Source organism: Salinarimonas sp. NSM (assembly GCF_052380005.1).
Taxonomy (GTDB): Bacteria; Pseudomonadota; Alphaproteobacteria; order Rhizobiales; family Beijerinckiaceae; genus Salinarimonas.
This window is the reverse complement of record NZ_JBQTCJ010000005.1, coordinates 42,340-59,052: the sequence shown is the minus strand read 5'-3', so window position 1 is coordinate 59,052 and position 16,713 is coordinate 42,340. Positions and strand designations below refer to the sequence as shown.

Genomic DNA, 16,713 nt, shown 5'->3' with positions numbered 1-16,713 from the left:
TCGACGTGGCAGGCCACGTCCCTGGAATGGCGGCCGCGGCCCGATCAGTCCTCGCCCTCGAGGCCGCCGATGTGCTTCTGCGCGTAGAGCTGCAAACCCACCTGCTTGATCAGCTCGAGCTGCGTCTCGAGGAAGTCGATGTGACCCTCCTCGTCGGTGGCGAGCTCCTCGAAGAGGTTCTTGGACACACGGTCATTGACGCCGTCGCAGTACTTCGCGGCTTCCAGGTAGAGCGCGCGGGCCTCGACCTCGGCGGCGAGATCGGCCTCGAGCACCTCGAGCACGTTCTGCCCGATGCGCAGCGGGTCGAGCTCCTGCAGGTTGGGGAAGCCCTCCAGGAAGATGATGCGCGTGACGAACTTGTCCGCGTGCTCCATCTCCTCGATGGACTCCTTACGCCAGTACTTGGCCAGGTCCTTGTAGCCCCAATCGTCGAGCAGGCGGTAGTGGAGCCAGTACTGACTGACCGCCGTCAGCTCGCTGCGCAGGCCGCGGTTGAGATACTCGATGACCTTCGTGTCGCCCTTCATGGCTCGTCGCGCCCTTCTCAGATTAGAACGATTCCAGAGAGCGGACTATCCGACAGAATTGCGCCGTTGGCAATGGCGCGAACGTCGCGTGAGGGGAAATGCGGACCTCCGCCGGCCGTACGCGGCGCTCAGGCGACCTTCGCGTGGTGCAGGCAGGCGGCGCCGCAGGTCTCGGTGCAGCCTTCGACCGCGTCCGCGGAGGCTTCGGCGAAGCTCGCGTTCATGATCTTTCGGATCGTCGTCGCGCAGCGTCCGCAGCGCGGGGCGCAGCCCAGGCAGCGATAGACCTGCGCGGGCGTGCGCGGCCCGCCGGCACCGCCGTTCATGCAGGCCTTGACCTGCTGGTCCGAGAGCACGTTGCAGGAGCAGACGATCATCGTGGCTTCCAGTTTAGAGCCGTTCGAAACTGCATTTCATATCAATGACTTAGCACGGAACGGCCGAGCCCGGCAATCGGGTATCCCCCATACGGGTCGCCACGGAGGCGCGACCGGCGGTCGCGCGGCCTAGCGCGATCGGAGGCGCGCTCGAAGATGCGCCCGCAGACGCGCCGGAGGCGATCGAGGTGCCCGCGCGCGGTGTGCGACGAGCGCTGACGGCCTGCGACGGACACGTTCCGCCGATCGTCACGCGCGCCTGTCGTCCACCCGCCGCGGCCGTTCCGCCTCCGGCAGGTCGTCGTCGTCGAGCACCCGAAGCGCCGCGCCCTCCAGGTCGTCGTACTGCCCCTTCTTGAGCGACCACAGGAAGCCGGCGAGGCCGAGCAGGCCCAAGCCGAGCGCGATGGGGAGGAGGTAGAGGATGATGTTCACGGCGCGGCCTCCTCGAGGCGGGTGCGCACCGCGGCGGCTCGCGGGCGCGCCGTCCCGGAGACGGCCTTTCCCCGCACGCCGCCCTGCGCACGCAGGGCATTCAGCGTCACCACGATCGACGAGCCGGACATCGCGAGCGCGGCGACGAGCGGCGTCACGAACCCCGCGACGGCGATGGGCACGGCGACGAGGTTGTAGAGCGTCGCCAGCCAGAGGTTCTGGCGCATCACCGCGAGCGCGCGGCGGGTGAGCACCACCGCATCGGCCACCGGGCCGAGGCGATCGCCGATGACGAGCGCGTCGGCGCAGGTCTGCGCGAGGTGCGAGGCCGAGATCGGCGAGAGCGAGGCGTGCGCGGCGGCGAGCGCGGGCGCGTCGTTGAGGCCGTCGCCGACCATCAGGACGCGCCGGCCCTCCGCGGTGAGCTGCTCGATCAGCGCCGTCTTGTCGCCGGGCTTGGCGCCGGCGTGCCACTCGCGGACGCCCACCGCGGCGGCGGCGCGGGAGACCGGCCCCTCGCGATCGCCGGAGACGATGAGGACGCGCAGGCCGAGCCGCTCGAGCCGCGCCACGGTGGCGGCGGCGTCCTCCTTGAGCGTCTGGCGCAGCGTGAGCACGGCGCGGCGATCGCCGAGCGAGACCGCGATCGCGGTGGCGTCCGGGTCGGCGGCGAGCACGCGGGCGGCCTCGCCGGCGGCGCCGCAGAAATCCGCCGAGCCGAGCCGCGCCTCGAGACCGTCCAATGTCGCGAGAACGCCACGGCCGGGCTCCTCGCGGGCGCCGGCGAGCGGGCTCGTGTCGAGGCCCTCACGGGAGAGCGCGAGCATGAGCGCCTTGGCGAGCGGGTGCGAGGAGGACTGCGCCAGCCGCGCGGCGAGCGCGACGAGATCGTCGGGCGCGTCCACCCTGTTGGCGATCCGCGCCTCGGGCGTGGTGAGCGTGCCGGTCTTGTCGAGGACGACCGTGTCGCAGGCGGCGATGCGCTCGACGCCGTCGCCGGCGCCGAGCAGCACGCCGGCCTTGAACAGCGCACCCGACACGACGACCTGCACCGCCGGCACGGCGAGGCCGAGCGCGCAGGGGCAGGTGATGATCAGGACCGCGACCGCGGTGAGGATCGCGAAATGCGCATCCGCGCCCCACGCGAGCCAGCCGAGCGCGGTGAGGAGCGCGGTGGCGTGGACGACGGGCGAGTAGAGCCGCGCCGCGCGGTCGGCGATCTGCACGTAGCGCGACCTCGCGAGGAGCGCGGCGTCGAGCAGCTTGTTGACCTCCGCGACGAGCGAGCTCTCGGCGGCGGCGGTCGCGCGCACGACGAGGGCGCCCGAGACGTTGAGCGTGCCGGAATGCACGTGCGCGCCCGGGGCCACCGGCTCGTGCGCCGTCTCGCCCGTGACGAGGCTCGCGTCGATCTCGGAGGTGCCCTCCTCCACCACGCCGTCGACGGCGATGCGGTCGCCGGGGCGCACGGCGACGCGCTCGCCCGCCTTCACCGCGAGGACGGGGATCTCGGTGACGCCGCCGTCGGCGTCGATGCGCCGCGCGGTGTCGCCGCGCAGCGCCACGAGGTTGCCGGCCACCGCGCGGGTGCGCTTGCGCATGGCCTGGTCGAGCACGCGCCCCGCGAGCAGGAAGGCGAGCAGCATCACGGCGGAATCGAAATAGGCGTGCGTCGCCGAATGCGCCGTCTCCCACAGCGACACCCCGACCGCCAGCAGCACGCCGAGCGAGATCGGCACGTCCATGCCGAGCGCGCCGGCGCGGATCGAGCGGGCGGCGGCCTTGAAGAAGGGCTGGCCGGAATAGGCGACCGCCGGGATGGCGATGAGCGCCGAGATCCAGTGGAACAGGTCGCGCGTCTGCGGGTCGATGTCCGAGGCGTTGCCCGACCAGACCGAGACCGACAGGAGCATGATGTTCATCGTCGCGAAGGCGGCGACGCCGAGCCGCGTGAGCAGGTCCTTCGTCTGCGCGCTCTCGAGCGCCTCCTCGCGCGAGGGCGTGAACGGCCAGGCGCGGTAGCCGAGCCGCTCGAGCCGCGCGACGGCCTCGGCGGGATCGCCGTCGGCGTCGAGCTGCAGCGTGAGGCGCCGCGTCGTGTAGTTGAGCCGCGCCGCGCGCAGGCCCGGCGCGCCGGCGACGCCGTCCTCGATCTCGCGGATGCAGGCGGCGCAGGTCACCCCGTCGATCGCGAGGTCGAGGCGGCAGGCGCCCTCCTCGCCCGGGGTGACGAAGGCGGAATAGTCGATGCGGTCGGCTTTCGGGATGCCGGCCGCGAGCGCGGGGGAGACGCTCACGGGATCAATCCACGAGGATGCGATTGCGGGAGCGGAACAGCACCTCGCCGTCCCGCGCGAGCTCGGTGACGAGCGTCCAGCGGCCGGGGCCGGGATCGCCGGCGAACACCGCCTCGTAGTGGCCGAGCCCGGTCTCGACGATCGCGCCCGCCGCGTCGAGGCTCTTGTCGGCGGGCGCCGCGAGCCGTGCCGTCCCGGCGAGCCCGGCGAGCGGAGCGCCGTCCTTGTCGACGACGGCGAAGGCGGCGGCGACCATGCCGTCGTCGCGGCGGGCGACCCGCACGTCGACGCTCCAGCCGCGCGCCCGCTGGGCGGCGCTCTCGGCCAACGTGCCGTTGAACTCCTGGCTCGCGCGGTAGGTGCTGTCGACCTCGAGACCGCGGAAGGTCGAGGAGGCGACGTTGAGCAGGAAGACGTTCATCGTGAAGATGACGCCGAAGAACGCGACGAGGATGGCGAGCACCGCGCGGCCCGTGAGGGGCCGCCCGCCGGGCCGGTAGTCCTGCACGTGGTCCTGGACGAGCCGATCGGGGGAAGTCATGGCTGTCTCGCTCCTGGTATCGGGGGTTCGGGCGCGGTCTCGCGTCAGCGGGGAGGCTGGATGAAGTGGTCGCGGGCGAGCGCGGTCTCGGCGCCGTCGGAGGCGGCGAGGACGAAGGAGACGTCGCGGCTCTCCGGCGTGCCGGGGACGGGCGTCTGCGTGACGAGCACACGCAGCTCGCGCGTCCGGCCGGGGCCGACCACGACCTCGAGCGTGTCCGGATCGAGGTTCGTGGTGCCGATGGCTTCGATCAGCGCGCCGTCGAGCCCCTCCAGCGAGAGCGTGAAGGTCCGCTCCTCAAGCGCCTTGTTGGCGACGCGCACGGTCCAGGCGTTGCGGATCGAGCCGTCGGAGAGGAGCACGTAGACCGGGTTGCGATCGTGCAGCGCCGAGACGCCGAGCGTCGCCCGCACCGCGAGGTGGTAGACCATGAACAGCGAGATGCCGACGATCAGGACCGCGTAGAGGATGGTGCGGGCGCGCACGATCTTCGGCTTCTCCTCGGGCAGGCCCGCCTCGCGACGCTCGAGGTTGTACTCCGAATCGTAGGCGATCAGGCCCTTGGGCCGGCCGATCTTCTCCATCACGTTGTCGCAGGCGTCGATGCACAGTCCGCACTGCACGCAACCGAGCTGCAGCCCGTCGCGGATGTCCACGCCCGTGGGGCAGACGGCCACGCATTGATTGCAGTCGATGCAATCGCCGGCCTTCTCGCCCTTCTCGACGAGCGCCTTGTTCTTCTTCATCGAGCCGCGAGGCTCGCCGCGGTCGACCTTGTAGGTGACGTTGAGCGCGTGCTCGTCGGTGAGCGCCGCCTGGATGCGCGGCCAGGGGCACATGTAGGTGCACACCTGCTCGCGCATGAAGCCGGCGAGCGTGTAGGTCGTGAAGGTGAGGATGCCGATCCAGACGTAGGCGACGGCGGGCGCCTGCAGCGTCGCGAGCTCCCAGACCAGCGTCGGCGCGTCGGCGAAGTAGAGCACCCAGGCGCCGCCGGTCCACCAGGCGATCATCAGCCAGGTGACGTGCTTGCCCGTCGAGCGCGCCACGCGCTCCCCGGTCCAGCCGCCGTTGTAGAGCTTGATGCGCTCGCGCCGGTCGCCCTCGAAGAAGCGTTCGACGGCGAGGAAGAGGTCCGTCCACACCGTCTGCGGGCAGAGGTAGCCGCACCAGACGCGGCCGGCCACCGCGTTCATGAGGAAGAGAATGAAGCTGGCGAGGATGAGCAGGCCCGTGAGGTAGACGATTTCCTGCGGCCAGATCTCGATGAAGAAGAAGTAGAAGCGCCGCGCGGGGAAGTCGATCAGCACCGCCTGGTCAGGCGCGTTCGGCCCGCGATCCCAGCGCACGAAGGGCAGGAGGTAGTAGACGCCGAGCGTCAGGACGAGCACCGCCCACTTGATGCGCCGGAACGTGCCGTCGACCTTCTGCACGTAGAGCTGCCTGCGCTTGGCGTAGAGCGGCCCCTCGATGAGGGTTTCGTCCGGGTGCCTCTCCTCGGCGTGCGCGTCATCGATGCGATGCGCGTCGCGTGCGGGATTCGGTGCTGCCGTGTCGGCCATGGCGGGGGAGCTCGCTGATCCGTCTCGTGCCGCGCACCCTGCCCCGCCGCGCCCGCCGTCGCGTTGATCGGGATCAATGGCCGCGCTGACCCGGACGGACGGGATGTCGCAGCTGTGAACCTCCCGACGCTTTCGACGCGAATTGCGGAGGCGCGGTTCCGGCTACGGAAACCAAAGCGCGATCTCGCGTCTCCTGTCGCGCTCCCCGATCGCATTTCACTTGACCGAATCCCGCAATCCCATATCGTCACGATAAACAACCAATAAGTGATTCGTGCGACTTGCGGCGGGGGGCGACGATCATGGATCTCCAGGGCTGGGATGTCATCACGGCGAGCAACATCGCGGCGGTGAACGCGGTTCTCGCGCATGCGACGTCGACGACGCTGCCGTCGTTCTCCTTCACGAACACGAGCCTCGCGATCTCCATGAAGGGGGATTTCGGGCCCTGGGCGATCCAGCCCGGCGGCTCGGCGAACCGCATCAACCTGATGGTGCCGATCACGTCGGGAACGCTGAGCGCGCCGCAGTTCCGCCAGCCGATCGACCTCGCGGGCGTGCAGCCGATCCTCAACCTCGCCCTCGTCCTGGTCGAGGGCTCGAGCAACGGCACCCAGTCGCTCACCTTCTCGATCGAGACGAACTCGCCGCGCCCGGCCTCGAAGGACGGCGACGTCTACGTCGCCAACCCGGACGCCAGCGCCGGCCACGTCCTGCACGGGCGCGACCCGACGGGACAGGCCGAGCAGATGATCAACGACTGGTTCGGGCAGATCTTCGTCGAAAACAAGGACAAGATCTCCTTCATCTTCGCCACCGTGATCATGAACCCGCAGGGCGAGCCGTGGCTCGCGCCGAAGGCGACGGCGGTGACCTACTTCGAGTCGGTCGACAAGAGCATCCAGGCGCTCGGCATCAAGTCGCTGACGCAGGCGCCGTGGGGGCCGGGCGGGCTCCCGACCGCGGTGGACCCGAGCCTGCTCGCGGCGGGCGACGACTACTTCTTCTCGCTCGCACCGGCGGTGTTCCTGAAGAACCTGCTGATGCCGTCGGTTGTGAAGGCGCTGAACGTGCCGGCCTCGACGCTGCGCTTCAACCCGCCGCCCAACGCCTCGCAGCCGACGGCCTGCTCGATCACGAACACGGCCAACATCCCGATGGGCAAGGTGCACAGCGGGGCGATCGACTACTATCCGTCGCTGACGAGCTACCAGGTCCGGATCAGCGGCAAGCAGATCATCGCCACCGGCGGCGGCCAGTTCGACATCACGGGCCTCCACGACGCCTACGTCACGTTCGACAACCTCACCGTCGTGACCGAGGTGGGCTACGACCCCAAGACCCAGACCGTCACCTTCAACGTGGTGAGCCGGTCCAGTCCCAGCACCGACGAGCACATCCCCTGGTACGAGAAGGAGATCACCTGGATCATACCGGTGATCGGCCTGATCGTGAACGCTGTCATGGACATCGTCGTCGCGACCATCGAGGACGCGGTGACGAACTCTCTGAAGAGCACCGGCCAGCTCTCGATCGACTCGATCCCGGTCGCCACCGCCGTGTGGTCCGGCCTCGAGACCTTCAAGGCGACGAACGCCGAGCTCTCCGACGCCTTCGTGATCCGCGCCACCAACCAGACGTGACCCGCGAGACGTGACCGCCGCGCGCCAGTCCGCGCCGGCGACGCCACCCGACGAGACGACCCGACGTGTGGCTCACCGCGTGAGCGGGCGCACGTCCTGCGCGAGGATTTCTCAATGTCGAACGGAACCAACGGCAACGGCAGCGACGCCGGCAACATCGACCTCATGGGCTGGGACACCGTCTTCGCCCTCCGGCTCGAGGCGCTCAACGCCTCGATCGTGGCGCAGAAGACGACGCCACCGACCTTCGACGGCACCGACACCGCGGGCGGCGCCCACGTCGCCGGCGACTGGAGCGACTGGTCCGTCAAGGGCGGCGAGGGCAACGGCATCATCATGGAATGCCCGATCAAGACCGGCAGCCTGACGTTGCCGGGCAGTGCCCCGGTCAAGCTCGACGGCGGCAACGTCGAGGTCATGATCACGCTCGCCTCCGACAAGGCGTCGCAGGAGATCTCCGATCCCACCGCCAAGCCGGACACGGGCACGACGCACCACTTCAAGGCGAACCAGACGACCGAGGAATTCCAGCGCCCGCGCGTCCAGTCGGTGACCGCACCCGGTCTCTCGGGCGGCGACGTCTACGCGGCGGAGGCCGCGTTCAACGCCTACTACGAGAACAACCTCGCCGCCTTCGACGCGGTCTTCGCCGCCGTGAGGCTCGAGGAGGAGGCGATCGAGGCGGGCAAGCAATGGCTCAAGCCCGTCGTCTCGCTCTACGGCATGGCCTCGGTGCCCGACGACCAGAGCCAGACCTCGTTCGCGCTGCTCAGCCTGACCAGCAAGCCCTCCGGGCCGCTGCCGCAGCAGAACTTCGACATCCGCATGTTCGACGTCTTCTCCAAGACCGCCACGGCGACGAACTCGGTGTTCGCGGTCTCGGCGCCGCTGGCGATGCAGAACATCGTCCTGCAGGCCGCCAAGCAGTGCGTCATGGGCGCCACCGACGACGACTTCCACATCGTCAACGACGGCATCACCGTGGCGAACAAGAACACCCTCAAGTGGGGCAACTTCCAGCTCACCAAGGACGATCCGACGAGCATCGTCGTACCGACGATCGCGCCCGGCGACTTCCAGCTGACGCTCGACGGGATGAACTTCCACCTCTCCATCTCGCAGGCCTCCTTCACGACGCCCGACGGCACCGCCGACGTGAAGCTCACCGCCGACCAGTACTTCAACGTCGAGGCCGCGAAGCTCTCCGACGGCAAGTACTACCTCGTCCCCTCGCCGGGGCTCGGCACCAACTCGATCCGCGCCGACGTCTCCCCCAACAAGGGCTTCGAGATCGCGATGATCATCGAGTCGATCGCGATCGGCATCGCCTTCGGCTTCATCGGCGCCGAGCTCGGCGAGGCGCTGGGCGGCGCGGTCTCCACGGCGACGACGGAGGGCGGCGAGGGCGTCGTCGAGGCCGGCGCGGAGGCGATCGACGACGAGTTCAGCCAGATGTCCGAGGAGGAGATCTCGGCGGCCGAGGACAGCTCGGTGGAGGACGCCACCGAGTCGATCGAGTCCGGCGGCGAGCAGGGCAACAGCCGCACGGGCATCTTCGCCAACAAGTTCAAGGTCTGGGGCGGCGTGCTCGGCGGCATGATGGGCATCCCGATCGGCGTCCTGCCGCAGATCATGACCATGATCTGGAACGACAAGATCACCGAGGGCAACGTACCCACGATCGACGACTTCGCCACCAACTTCTCCGCCGCGATCCAGTGGCCCTACGTGGAGAGCTGGCAGGTCACCGGCGGCACCTTCCGCGCCGCCTTCCTGCTCGGCGGCAGCGCCACGACCACGGGGACGACGGAATGAGCGCCGTCCCGGCCACCACGACGCCGGAAGGCGAGATCTCGACCTTCGGCTGGGACACGGCCTTCGCCGTACGCATCGCCAACGTCAACGCGGCGATCGTGGCGCGCAAGGCCTCTCCCACGGCGTTCTCCTGGACGGACGCGAGCGACCCGAAGGTGACCTGCGAGGGCACCTTCGGCGACTGGAGGCTCGTGCGCGGCGGCGACGGCTCGGGGGTCAACGTCGAGCTGCCACTGAGCGCCGTGACGGGGACCGCCCCGAACGGCGACACCTACGCGCCCTATTCCTGGACCTCCGGGTCGATCACCATGACCGTGCGGCTGCACTTCTTCGACGACGCCACGGACGCGACGGGCAAGAAGAAGCATCTCAAGGTCAAGCCCACGAGCGACGAGCCCAGCGTGCCCGTCGTCGAGGTCTACGGGGTGGACGAGACGATCCTGCCCTCGCCCGCCTGGGCGATGTACTCGATCCAGGCGGCGCTCGTCGCCTGGTGCGAGGCCAACCTCGCGGACTTCGCCTACATCTTCTCGATCGCCGATCTCAACGACGAGGCGGACACGGGGGCGTGGGCGTTCCTCAAGCCCTCCTACGTGTCCTATTCCTACGTCGACGGCCCCGACGACGAGGACGCCTTCCTGGGCGTGCTGGCGATGTGCGGCAAGCGTTCCCCGGCGGGCCTCCAGCAGGTGATCGACAAGCGCATCGTGCCCAAGGGCGTCGAGGGCGCGTTCTGCATCTCGCGCACGCTGATGCTGCAGGACCTGATCGTGCCCTCGCTGCAGCGGATGTGGCCGAACCTGAAGCCCGAGGACCTCGAGATCGGCGACCAGCAGATCCAGCTCAAGCCCAACGTCTCGGTCGACCTGCCGCAGGTCGAGCATCAGGGCAACATGTACACGCCGCAGCTCAAGCAGTTCACCTTCATGATCGAGGGACCGCAGGTCTCGATCGACGCCTATACCGAGACGGACGTGCAGGCGGGCGTGAAGGCCTGGTGCCGATCGACCAACCGCTACACGATCGTCAAGGGCACCAACAAGTCCGGCCAGACCACGCTCGCCTACCAGCGCATCGGCGAGCCGGAGGAGACCCACGGCAACATCGTCGCCGAATGGGTGAAGATCACCGACGCCATCCTGGCGATCGTGCTCGCCATCGCGTTCGCCGTGCTGGCGGTCGTGACCGGGGGCGCGGCGGTGCCGGTGATCGTGGTGATCGGCGCGCTGCTCGTCGGCCTCGTCGGCTTCTCGGCGGAGATCGAGGGCATGATCGCCAACGACGACGCGCCGGCGATCGATCTCCTCCAGGACAACGTCTACGCCCCGATGGTGTGGACCGACAGCCAGGACTTCACCGTCTCCGCCGTTGATCTCGACGGCTCGCTGCGGCTCGCCGGCGCGCTCGGGTTCACGAGCCCCGCCATCGCCGCGACCTGAGGGAGGTCACCACCATGCTCGACACGTTCGGCTGGGATCTCGTCTACGCCACGACGCTCACCGCGGTCGACGCGGCGCTGAAGGCGAGCGGACGGGTTCCCGCCTCCTTCTCCGGTGGCGGCGTCGCGGGGGCCTGGGGCTCCTGGGACCTCGTCCCCGGCGCGCCCTCGAACCGCATCGTCCTCGCCTGCACCGTAGCCTCCGGCACGGCGACGCTCGGCGCGACGCCGCTGGATCTCACAGGCTCGAAGATCAGCGTCGTGATCACGCTCGCGGTCGGCGCGGACGGCACGATCGCGCCCGAGGGCGGGGACGCCGTCGTGCTCGACCGCTACAGCTTCCCGCCCTGCGTCACCGGCGACGACGTCTACGAGGTGGCGAAGGCCTTCCACGCCATCCTGCAGCAGCAGGCGCCCCTCCTCGCCGGCGCCTTCGGCTCGATCTCGACCGGCGTCTCGCTCGCGGCGCCGGCGACGGCGCAGCCCTGGATCGTGCCGACGTCCGCCGCCGTCGCCGTCACGCCGCTGCCCGCCATGGACCCGCGCGGCGCCATCGTGGCGCTCCTCGCCATGACCGAGAACCGCGCGATGAGCGACCTGCAGGTCGCGGTGGACGGGCGTGTGCTCGACGGCGCGCCCCCGGGCTGCGACCGCGCCGTCGCGCTCGGCCCCCATCGGGTGGACGAGGACCTCCTGAAGCCCGCCATCACGGCGATCGTCCAGGGCTCGTCGCTCTCGGACTTCTCCGCCAGCCCCACGGGCACGATCTACAACACCGGGACGATGACCTGGGGGACGTTCACCTACTCGGACTCCGACGGCGGCACGAGCACGATCCACCCGACGATCCCGGCGGGCAATCTCCAGCTCACGCTCAACGGCGCGGTGGCGCACGTCTCGATGTCGAACGTGCACTTCCCCTATCCCGCCTGGCACGGCCCCGGCGAGATCACGGTGGCGATGAACGCCGAGCAGTTCGTGACGATGGGAATCGTGCGCCGCGACGACGGCCATCTCGTGATCGCCGAGGTCGCCGACCCGGTGCAGAGCTTCCACGTCACGGTCATCCCCGATCACGACGTGCAGGCCTTCCAGATCGCGGTGAACGTCACGCTCCAGGTGCTGTTCGCGGTGATCGGCGGCGCCCTCGACTCGGCGGCCGGCGCGGCCGAGAACGCCGCCGCGGAGTCGGTCGAGGAGGAGGCGAGCGGCCAGCTCGTCTCGGACTTCGAGGACGAGGAGATCCAGGGGCTGCTCGACGGCCACGCCAGCGAGGAGGACCTCGAGCGCGCCGAGGAGGATGCCGGCCAGCAGGCGGGCGAGGCCGTCGCCAACGGCGCGAACGCCGGCTGGGTGCAGAGCTTCAAGTCGGCGATCATGGCCAACCGCAGCAAGATCCTGCTCAAGATCATCGAGAAGGCGGTCGAGATCCCCGCCGGCAAGATCGTCGACGTCGCGGTGGCGCTGGCCAGGCGCCAGTACGACCAGCTGCCGACGATCGATCCGCTCGCCGTCGACGCCGCGCTGCCGGTCACCTGGGCCGATCGGGGCGGAATCGTCTTCGAGGGCGGCAAGGTCGACGGCGCCATCGTCTTCTGGGGCATGTCGACGAGCGCCTCCAAGGCGCTGCGGGGAGAGGGATCATGAGCCATCCGATCACGCTGACGGCGACGCTCGCCGTCGACCCGGGCAAGGCGCAGGCGGCGGAAGCCGCCCGCGACGAGGTGGCCGCGGCCGTCGGCGGAGGCGGCGACCTCGCCCTCACCGCCGGCTGGGAGGACGGCAACGCGATCATGACCATCCGCGTCGGCGCCGCGTCCCAGGCGGCGGTCGACCGGCATCTGAAGGAGCACGGGCCGCTCTACGCCGCCTTCGACGGCGTCGCGACGGTGACCGGCGTGCGCGTCGAGGGCACGGTCGACGACGCGACGCTCGCCTCGCTGAAGCGCCTCACCTCCGTGGTCGAGACCGCGTGAACGGCGCCCGCGTCGCGATCGTCACGGGCAACGTCGTCCCTGCGGACGCGGCCGGGCTGAAATACGCGCGACTCGGCCCGATCGGCGTCGCGGCCGCGCGCGCCTATGCCGCGCGCCAGGGCTACGCGTTCCGCGACACGCTCCCCGATGTCCGCCCGCGGCCGGCGTGCTGGGCGAAGATCCCGGCGCTGCTGGCCGCGCTCGAGACGCACGAGTGGGCGGTGTGGGTCGATGCCGACGCCGTCGCGCTCGCGCCGGCGCGCGACCTCGCCGACGTCCTCGACGGCGACGCGGACGTCGTCGCGCAGGACCCCGACGCCTTCTTCGCCGATCTCGGCCTGGACCCCGCGCTCGGGCGCGCCTCCCAGCCGCTGCACACCTGCGTCTTCGCCCTGCGCGCTGGCACCTATGCCCGTGCCCTGCTGCGGGACGCCTGGGCGATGACGCAGTTCGTCAAGCCCGCGATCCCCTGGAACGGAGTCGGCGAGCAGGAGGCGATCAACGCGATCCTCAAGCGCCGCCCGCCGGAGCCCGGCCGCATCCGCTGGGTCGCCGACCTCCAGGCGCCGCCGCGGCTCGCCGGGGCGCCGACTCGGTTCGTGCACTTCTACGGCGACCGCGCCACGCCCCTCGTGCCGGAGGCGGTGGCGGCGCGGGTGCTCGACGCCTTCGCCGCGGCGGTCGCCGCCGGGCGCGGACGCGACTGCGACCTCGGCCTCGTCCATCTGTGCGCAATCCAGAAGTCGGCGCCCGGCGGGCCGATCGACCGCGGCGGGCCGGAGCGCTTCGGCTACGACCCCGACGCGCTGCTGGCTGCGGCGCGCCCGTTCATGGCGGAGGCGGCGGCGTGATCGCGGTCCACCCGCTCGTCGAGGCGCCCCGCGCGCCGCACGTCGTCTTCCTGCACGGGCTCGAGGGCGACGCCTTCGCGAGCTGGGGGCCGCGGGAGCGCCCCGGCGTCTTCCAGGCCCGCCTGTCCGCGGCGCATCCCGGCTGCGCGACGACGACGATCGGCTACCCGGCGAGCGTCGCCCGCTTCAAGAGCGACCCCGCCTTCACCCTCGCGCCGATCGAGGCAGCCTTCGGGGAGGCGCTCGACGGGCTCCTGGCGGAACGCCCCGCCGCGATCTTCGTCGGCTATTGCCTCGGCGGCCTCCTCGCCGCGCTGGCGCTGCGGGCGCGGACTGCGCGCGGGCGGCTCCCGCCGACGTTGCTCTTCCTGATGGATGCGCCCCTGCTCCTGCCCGAGCGCGGCGACCCCTATCCCGAGATCGGCGCGGGGCTCGGCCTGACCGTCGCGGACATGGCGGACCTCGCGCGATGGCTGCGCGGCGAGGCTGGTGCCGTGGGCATCCGGCTCGTCTCCATCCTGAGCGAGGCGCCCGGCTGGCTCGCGCCCTACGGCCGCGACGCCGCCTCCCCGCCCGCCCCGCTCCACGTCGTCCCCGGCGACCATTTGGCCCTCGCGGCGGCACCGGCGACGGGCGACTTCGCCCCGCTCGCGGTGGTGAGCGGGGCGATCGTGGCGTTCCTGGCGGAGGTGCTCGCCGCGGATCAGGCCGGCCAGAGGAACCAGAGATACGCCATGTAGCCGCCGATCAGCACGCCGCCCTCCCAGCGCGCGATGCGTTTGCCCGTGAAGGCGAAGAGCAGCATCAGCAGCGTCACGCCCACCATCACCGGTGCGTCGAACCGTGCGATCTCGGCGGGGATGTCGACGGGGGCGATGAGCGCGGTGACGCCGCCGATGCCGAGGATGTTGTAGATGTTCGAGCCGACGATGTTGCCGAAGGCGACGTCGGCCTGGCGGCGCAGCGCCGCGACGACGGAGGTGACGAGCTCCGGCAGCGAGGTGCCGACCGCGACCACGGTGAGCCCGATCACCGTCTCGGAGATGCCGAGCCCGCGCGCGAGCTCGGTCGCGCCGTCGACGAGGAGCTTGCCGCCGCCCACCACGAGGACGAGGCCCGCGAGCGCGAGCAGGATCGGCCCGAGGAGCCCGCCGCCCTTTTCGGCGGGGTCGGGCACGAGCGCGTCGTCGGCGCCCTGCGTCGCCGCCGCCTTGTCGTAGAGCGCGCCGTGGTCCGGCGCGGGCACCACCGCACGCTCCTGCCGGAACGCCGTCCAGATGTAGAGCGCGAGGCCCGCGACGAAGGCGGCGCCGACCACCCGGTCGAGCGGCCAGACGAAGGCGAGCGCGGCGAAGAGCACGGCGACCACGAGCGCAACCACGCCGTCCCGGGTGAGAGCGCGCGATTGGATCGCGATCGGGGCGATCAGCGCCGAGATGCCGAGGATCAGCAGGATGTTGGCGATGTTGGAGCCGACGATGTTGCCGATGGCGATGCCCGGCGCGCCGGCGAGGGAGGCCTGGACGGAGGTGACGAGCTCGGGCGTCGAGGTGCCGAAGCCGACCAGCGTGAGGCCGATGACGAGAGGCGAGACGCCGAGCCGCGTCGCGGCCTTGACCGCGCCGCGCACCAGGAGGTCGCCGCCGAGAACCAGCAGGACGAGGCCCCCGAGAACGAGGAGAAGGGTGACTGTCATGGAGATGCACCAATGACGGGGGTGGGCGAAAGCCCGTCCGCGAACAGCCGCCGTCTCGCGCGTGCGCGCACGGCCGCCGGCTGATCCCGAACGAGGGAACAGCTCCGACATCGCGGACGGGGGACATCCCGTTCCGCCAGAGGGGCCCGGCGCTGTAGCGAGCGTCAGATGGCGGGGTAACGCGAATTGCGCAAGGGGCGAACGGGAATTGAGATACGCTCATCGCGAAGGACGGAGCCATCATGCCCATCGAGAAGATCGCCTTTCCCGGACACGACGGCCAGACGCTCGCCGCGCGCCTCGATCGGCCGCCCGGCCGGCCGCGCGCCTATGCGCTGTTCACCCATTGCTTCACCTGCTCGAAGGATCTCGCGGCGGCGCGCCGGATCGCCGCCGCGCTCGCCGATTCGGGCATCGCCGTCCTGCGCTTCGACTTCACCGGGCTCGGCCACTCGCAAGGCGAGTTCGCCAACACGAGCTTCACGACGAACGTCGCCGACCTCGTCCTCGCCGCCGACCACATGCGCGCCACGCTGGAGGCGCCCGCGATCCTCATCGGCCATTCGCTCGGCGGGGCGGCGACGATCGCGGCGGCGGCGCGGATCCCGGAGGCGAAGGCGGTCGTCACCATCGGCGCGCCGGCGGAGCCCGCGCACGTGACGCACACGCTGGGCGCCTCGCTCGAGGCGATCGAGCGCGAGGGCTCCGCGCGGGTGAGCCTCGCCGGGCGCGACTTCACCATCACCCGCGACTTCGTCGAGGACGTGCGCGAGGCGAGCCTGCGTGCGGCGCTGGCGGACCTGCGCAAGGCGCTCCTCGTGCTCCACGCCCCGCGCGACGAGACGGTGGGCATCGAGAACGCGAGCGCGATCTTCCTGGCCGCCAGGCACCCCAAGAGCTTCGTCACGCTCGACGACGCCGACCACCTGCTGACCCGCGCCGAGGACGCGGAATACGCCGCCTCCGTCATCGCCGCCTGGTCCGCGCGCTACCTGCCGCCTCCGGCGGACGAGGAGACCGCCGCGCGCCACGAGGGCGTGGTGCGGGTGAGCGAGGATTCGCCCGCGGGCCTCCTCCAGCACGTGTCGGTGGACGGGCGCTTTCCCCTGATCGCCGACGAGCCGCGCGCGCTGGGCGGCTCGGATCTCGGGCCGACGCCCTATCAGTACCTCTCGGTGGCGCTCGGCGCCTGCACGGCGATGACGCTGCGGATGTACGCCCGGCGCAAGAAGCTCGCGCTGGAGAGCGTCGTCGTCGACGTCGGCCACGACAAGGTCCACGCGACGGACAGCGCCGACGCCGAGGCCGGCAGCCATCGCCGCGCCGACCGCTTCGTGCGCCGCCTGCGCATCACGGGCGACCTGTCGCCCGCCGAGCGCGCCCGCCTCGTGGAGATCGCCGACATGTGCCCCGTGCACCGCACGCTGGAGCACGCCTCGGTGATCGAGACGCTGGAGGAGGAGTAGGATCGGACGTACGAAACGCCGATGCCGATGCTCTCCCCTCTCCCTCGTGGCTGGTCGATGCACACATTGCAGGCGTCGTGCCGAGG

The 16,713-nt window shown here is 70.7% G+C and carries 15 protein-coding genes; 8 read left to right on the top strand and 7 right to left on the bottom strand.

The features are described from left to right. Positions 1–44: 44 nt before the first annotated feature. From bfr to ccoG, 6 genes are all read right to left on the bottom strand, one after another. Entirely contained in the window at positions 45–530 is a 486-nt protein-coding gene (gene bfr / locus ACTZWW_RS03640; RefSeq protein ID WP_444779577.1) for a bacterioferritin, read from the bottom strand. Between the two features lie 128 nt (positions 531–658). Further along, positions 659–907, bottom strand: coding sequence for a (2Fe-2S)-binding protein (locus ACTZWW_RS03635; RefSeq protein WP_444779576.1), 249 nt, complete (start codon positions 905–907; stop codon positions 659–661). A 249-nt stretch (positions 908–1,156) separates the two neighbouring features. Continuing rightward, positions 1,157–1,342 (bottom strand): cbb3-type cytochrome oxidase assembly protein CcoS, encoded by a 186-nt coding sequence (ccoS, locus tag ACTZWW_RS03630; protein ID WP_444779575.1) that lies wholly within the window; start codon positions 1,340–1,342, stop codon positions 1,157–1,159. Next, entirely contained in the window at positions 1,339–3,639 is a 2,301-nt protein-coding gene (locus tag ACTZWW_RS03625) for a heavy metal translocating P-type ATPase (protein WP_444779574.1), read from the bottom strand. Before ACTZWW_RS03625 ends, ccoS begins: the two co-directional genes overlap by 4 nt. A gap of 4 nt (positions 3,640–3,643) precedes the next feature. Continuing rightward, complete coding sequence (locus ACTZWW_RS03620; RefSeq protein WP_444779573.1) at positions 3,644–4,180, bottom strand: FixH family protein; 537 nt, start codon at positions 4,178–4,180, stop codon at positions 3,644–3,646. Between the two features lie 44 nt (positions 4,181–4,224). Further along, a complete protein-coding gene (gene ccoG, locus ACTZWW_RS03615) occupies positions 4,225–5,742 on the bottom strand; it encodes a cytochrome c oxidase accessory protein CcoG (protein WP_444779572.1) in 1,518 nt (505 codons plus the stop codon). A gap of 302 nt (positions 5,743–6,044) precedes the next feature. Here ccoG and ACTZWW_RS03610 point away from each other — a divergent pair, with 302 nt between their 5' ends. From ACTZWW_RS03610 to ACTZWW_RS03580, 7 genes are all read left to right on the top strand, one after another. Further along, positions 6,045–7,385 (top strand): TULIP family P47-like protein, encoded by a 1,341-nt coding sequence (locus tag ACTZWW_RS03610; RefSeq protein ID WP_444779571.1) that lies wholly within the window; start codon positions 6,045–6,047, stop codon positions 7,383–7,385. 114 nt (positions 7,386–7,499) lie between these two features. Beyond that, complete coding sequence (locus ACTZWW_RS03605; RefSeq protein WP_444779570.1) at positions 7,500–9,200, top strand: TULIP family P47-like protein; 1,701 nt, start codon at positions 7,500–7,502, stop codon at positions 9,198–9,200. After that, positions 9,197–10,639: a TULIP family P47-like protein gene (locus ACTZWW_RS03600; protein ID WP_444779569.1), complete on the top strand. Its 1,443-nt coding sequence runs from the start codon at positions 9,197–9,199 to the stop codon at positions 10,637–10,639. Before ACTZWW_RS03605 ends, ACTZWW_RS03600 begins: the two co-directional genes overlap by 4 nt. A gap of 14 nt (positions 10,640–10,653) precedes the next feature. Then, positions 10,654–12,285, top strand: coding sequence for a hypothetical protein (locus tag ACTZWW_RS03595; protein ID WP_444779568.1), 1,632 nt, complete (start codon positions 10,654–10,656; stop codon positions 12,283–12,285). Further along, on the top strand, positions 12,282–12,614 hold the full coding sequence (locus ACTZWW_RS03590; protein ID WP_444779567.1) for a hypothetical protein: 333 nt from the start codon (positions 12,282–12,284) through the stop codon (positions 12,612–12,614). The genes ACTZWW_RS03595 and ACTZWW_RS03590 overlap by 4 nt, the downstream gene beginning before the upstream one ends. After that, the gene (locus ACTZWW_RS03585; RefSeq protein ID WP_444779566.1) at positions 12,611–13,465 is read left to right on the top strand and encodes a hypothetical protein; all 855 of its coding nucleotides are present in this window, start codon (positions 12,611–12,613) and stop codon (positions 13,463–13,465) included. Before ACTZWW_RS03590 ends, ACTZWW_RS03585 begins: the two co-directional genes overlap by 4 nt. Beyond that, positions 13,462–14,205: a hypothetical protein gene (locus ACTZWW_RS03580; protein ID WP_444779565.1), complete on the top strand. Its 744-nt coding sequence runs from the start codon at positions 13,462–13,464 to the stop codon at positions 14,203–14,205. The genes ACTZWW_RS03585 and ACTZWW_RS03580 overlap by 4 nt, the downstream gene beginning before the upstream one ends. Here the strand turns inward: ACTZWW_RS03580 and ACTZWW_RS03575 are convergent. After that, positions 14,169–15,161 carry a calcium/sodium antiporter gene (locus ACTZWW_RS03575; RefSeq protein ID WP_444779564.1) on the bottom strand — a complete coding sequence of 331 codons (993 nt, stop codon included), beginning with the start codon at positions 15,159–15,161 and terminating at the stop codon, positions 14,169–14,171. The genes ACTZWW_RS03580 and ACTZWW_RS03575 overlap by 37 nt on opposite strands. A 242-nt stretch (positions 15,162–15,403) precedes the next feature. Here ACTZWW_RS03575 and ACTZWW_RS03570 point away from each other — a divergent pair, with 242 nt between their 5' ends. After that, positions 15,404–16,627: a bifunctional alpha/beta hydrolase/OsmC family protein gene (locus ACTZWW_RS03570; protein WP_444779563.1), complete on the top strand. Its 1,224-nt coding sequence runs from the start codon at positions 15,404–15,406 to the stop codon at positions 16,625–16,627. Positions 16,628–16,713: the final 86 nt, after the last annotated feature.

Excerpts from the sequence above, each read along its gene's own strand:
- ACTZWW_RS03600 (WP_444779569.1), top strand. The coding sequence starts at position 9,197 with ATGAGCGCCGTCCCGGCCACCACGACGCCGGAAGGCGAGATCTCGACC.
- ACTZWW_RS03590 (WP_444779567.1), top strand. The coding sequence starts at position 12,282 with ATGAGCCATCCGATCACGCTGACGGCGACGCTCGCCGTCGACCCGGGC.
- ACTZWW_RS03635 (WP_444779576.1), bottom strand. The coding sequence starts at position 907 with ATGATCGTCTGCTCCTGCAACGTGCTCTCGGACCAGCAGGTCAAGGCC.
- ACTZWW_RS03575 (WP_444779564.1), bottom strand. The coding sequence starts at position 15,161 with ATGACAGTCACCCTTCTCCTCGTTCTCGGGGGCCTCGTCCTGCTGGTT.
- bfr (WP_444779577.1), bottom strand. The coding sequence starts at position 530 with ATGAAGGGCGACACGAAGGTCATCGAGTATCTCAACCGCGGCCTGCGC.
- ACTZWW_RS03570 (WP_444779563.1), top strand. The coding sequence starts at position 15,404 with ATGCCCATCGAGAAGATCGCCTTTCCCGGACACGACGGCCAGACGCTC.
- ACTZWW_RS03610 (WP_444779571.1), top strand. The coding sequence starts at position 6,045 with ATGGATCTCCAGGGCTGGGATGTCATCACGGCGAGCAACATCGCGGCG.
- ACTZWW_RS03595 (WP_444779568.1), top strand. The coding sequence starts at position 10,654 with ATGCTCGACACGTTCGGCTGGGATCTCGTCTACGCCACGACGCTCACC.
- ACTZWW_RS03620 (WP_444779573.1), bottom strand. The coding sequence starts at position 4,180 with ATGACTTCCCCCGATCGGCTCGTCCAGGACCACGTGCAGGACTACCGG.
- ACTZWW_RS03605 (WP_444779570.1), top strand. The coding sequence starts at position 7,500 with ATGTCGAACGGAACCAACGGCAACGGCAGCGACGCCGGCAACATCGAC.
- ccoG (WP_444779572.1), bottom strand. The coding sequence starts at position 5,742 with ATGGCCGACACGGCAGCACCGAATCCCGCACGCGACGCGCATCGCATC.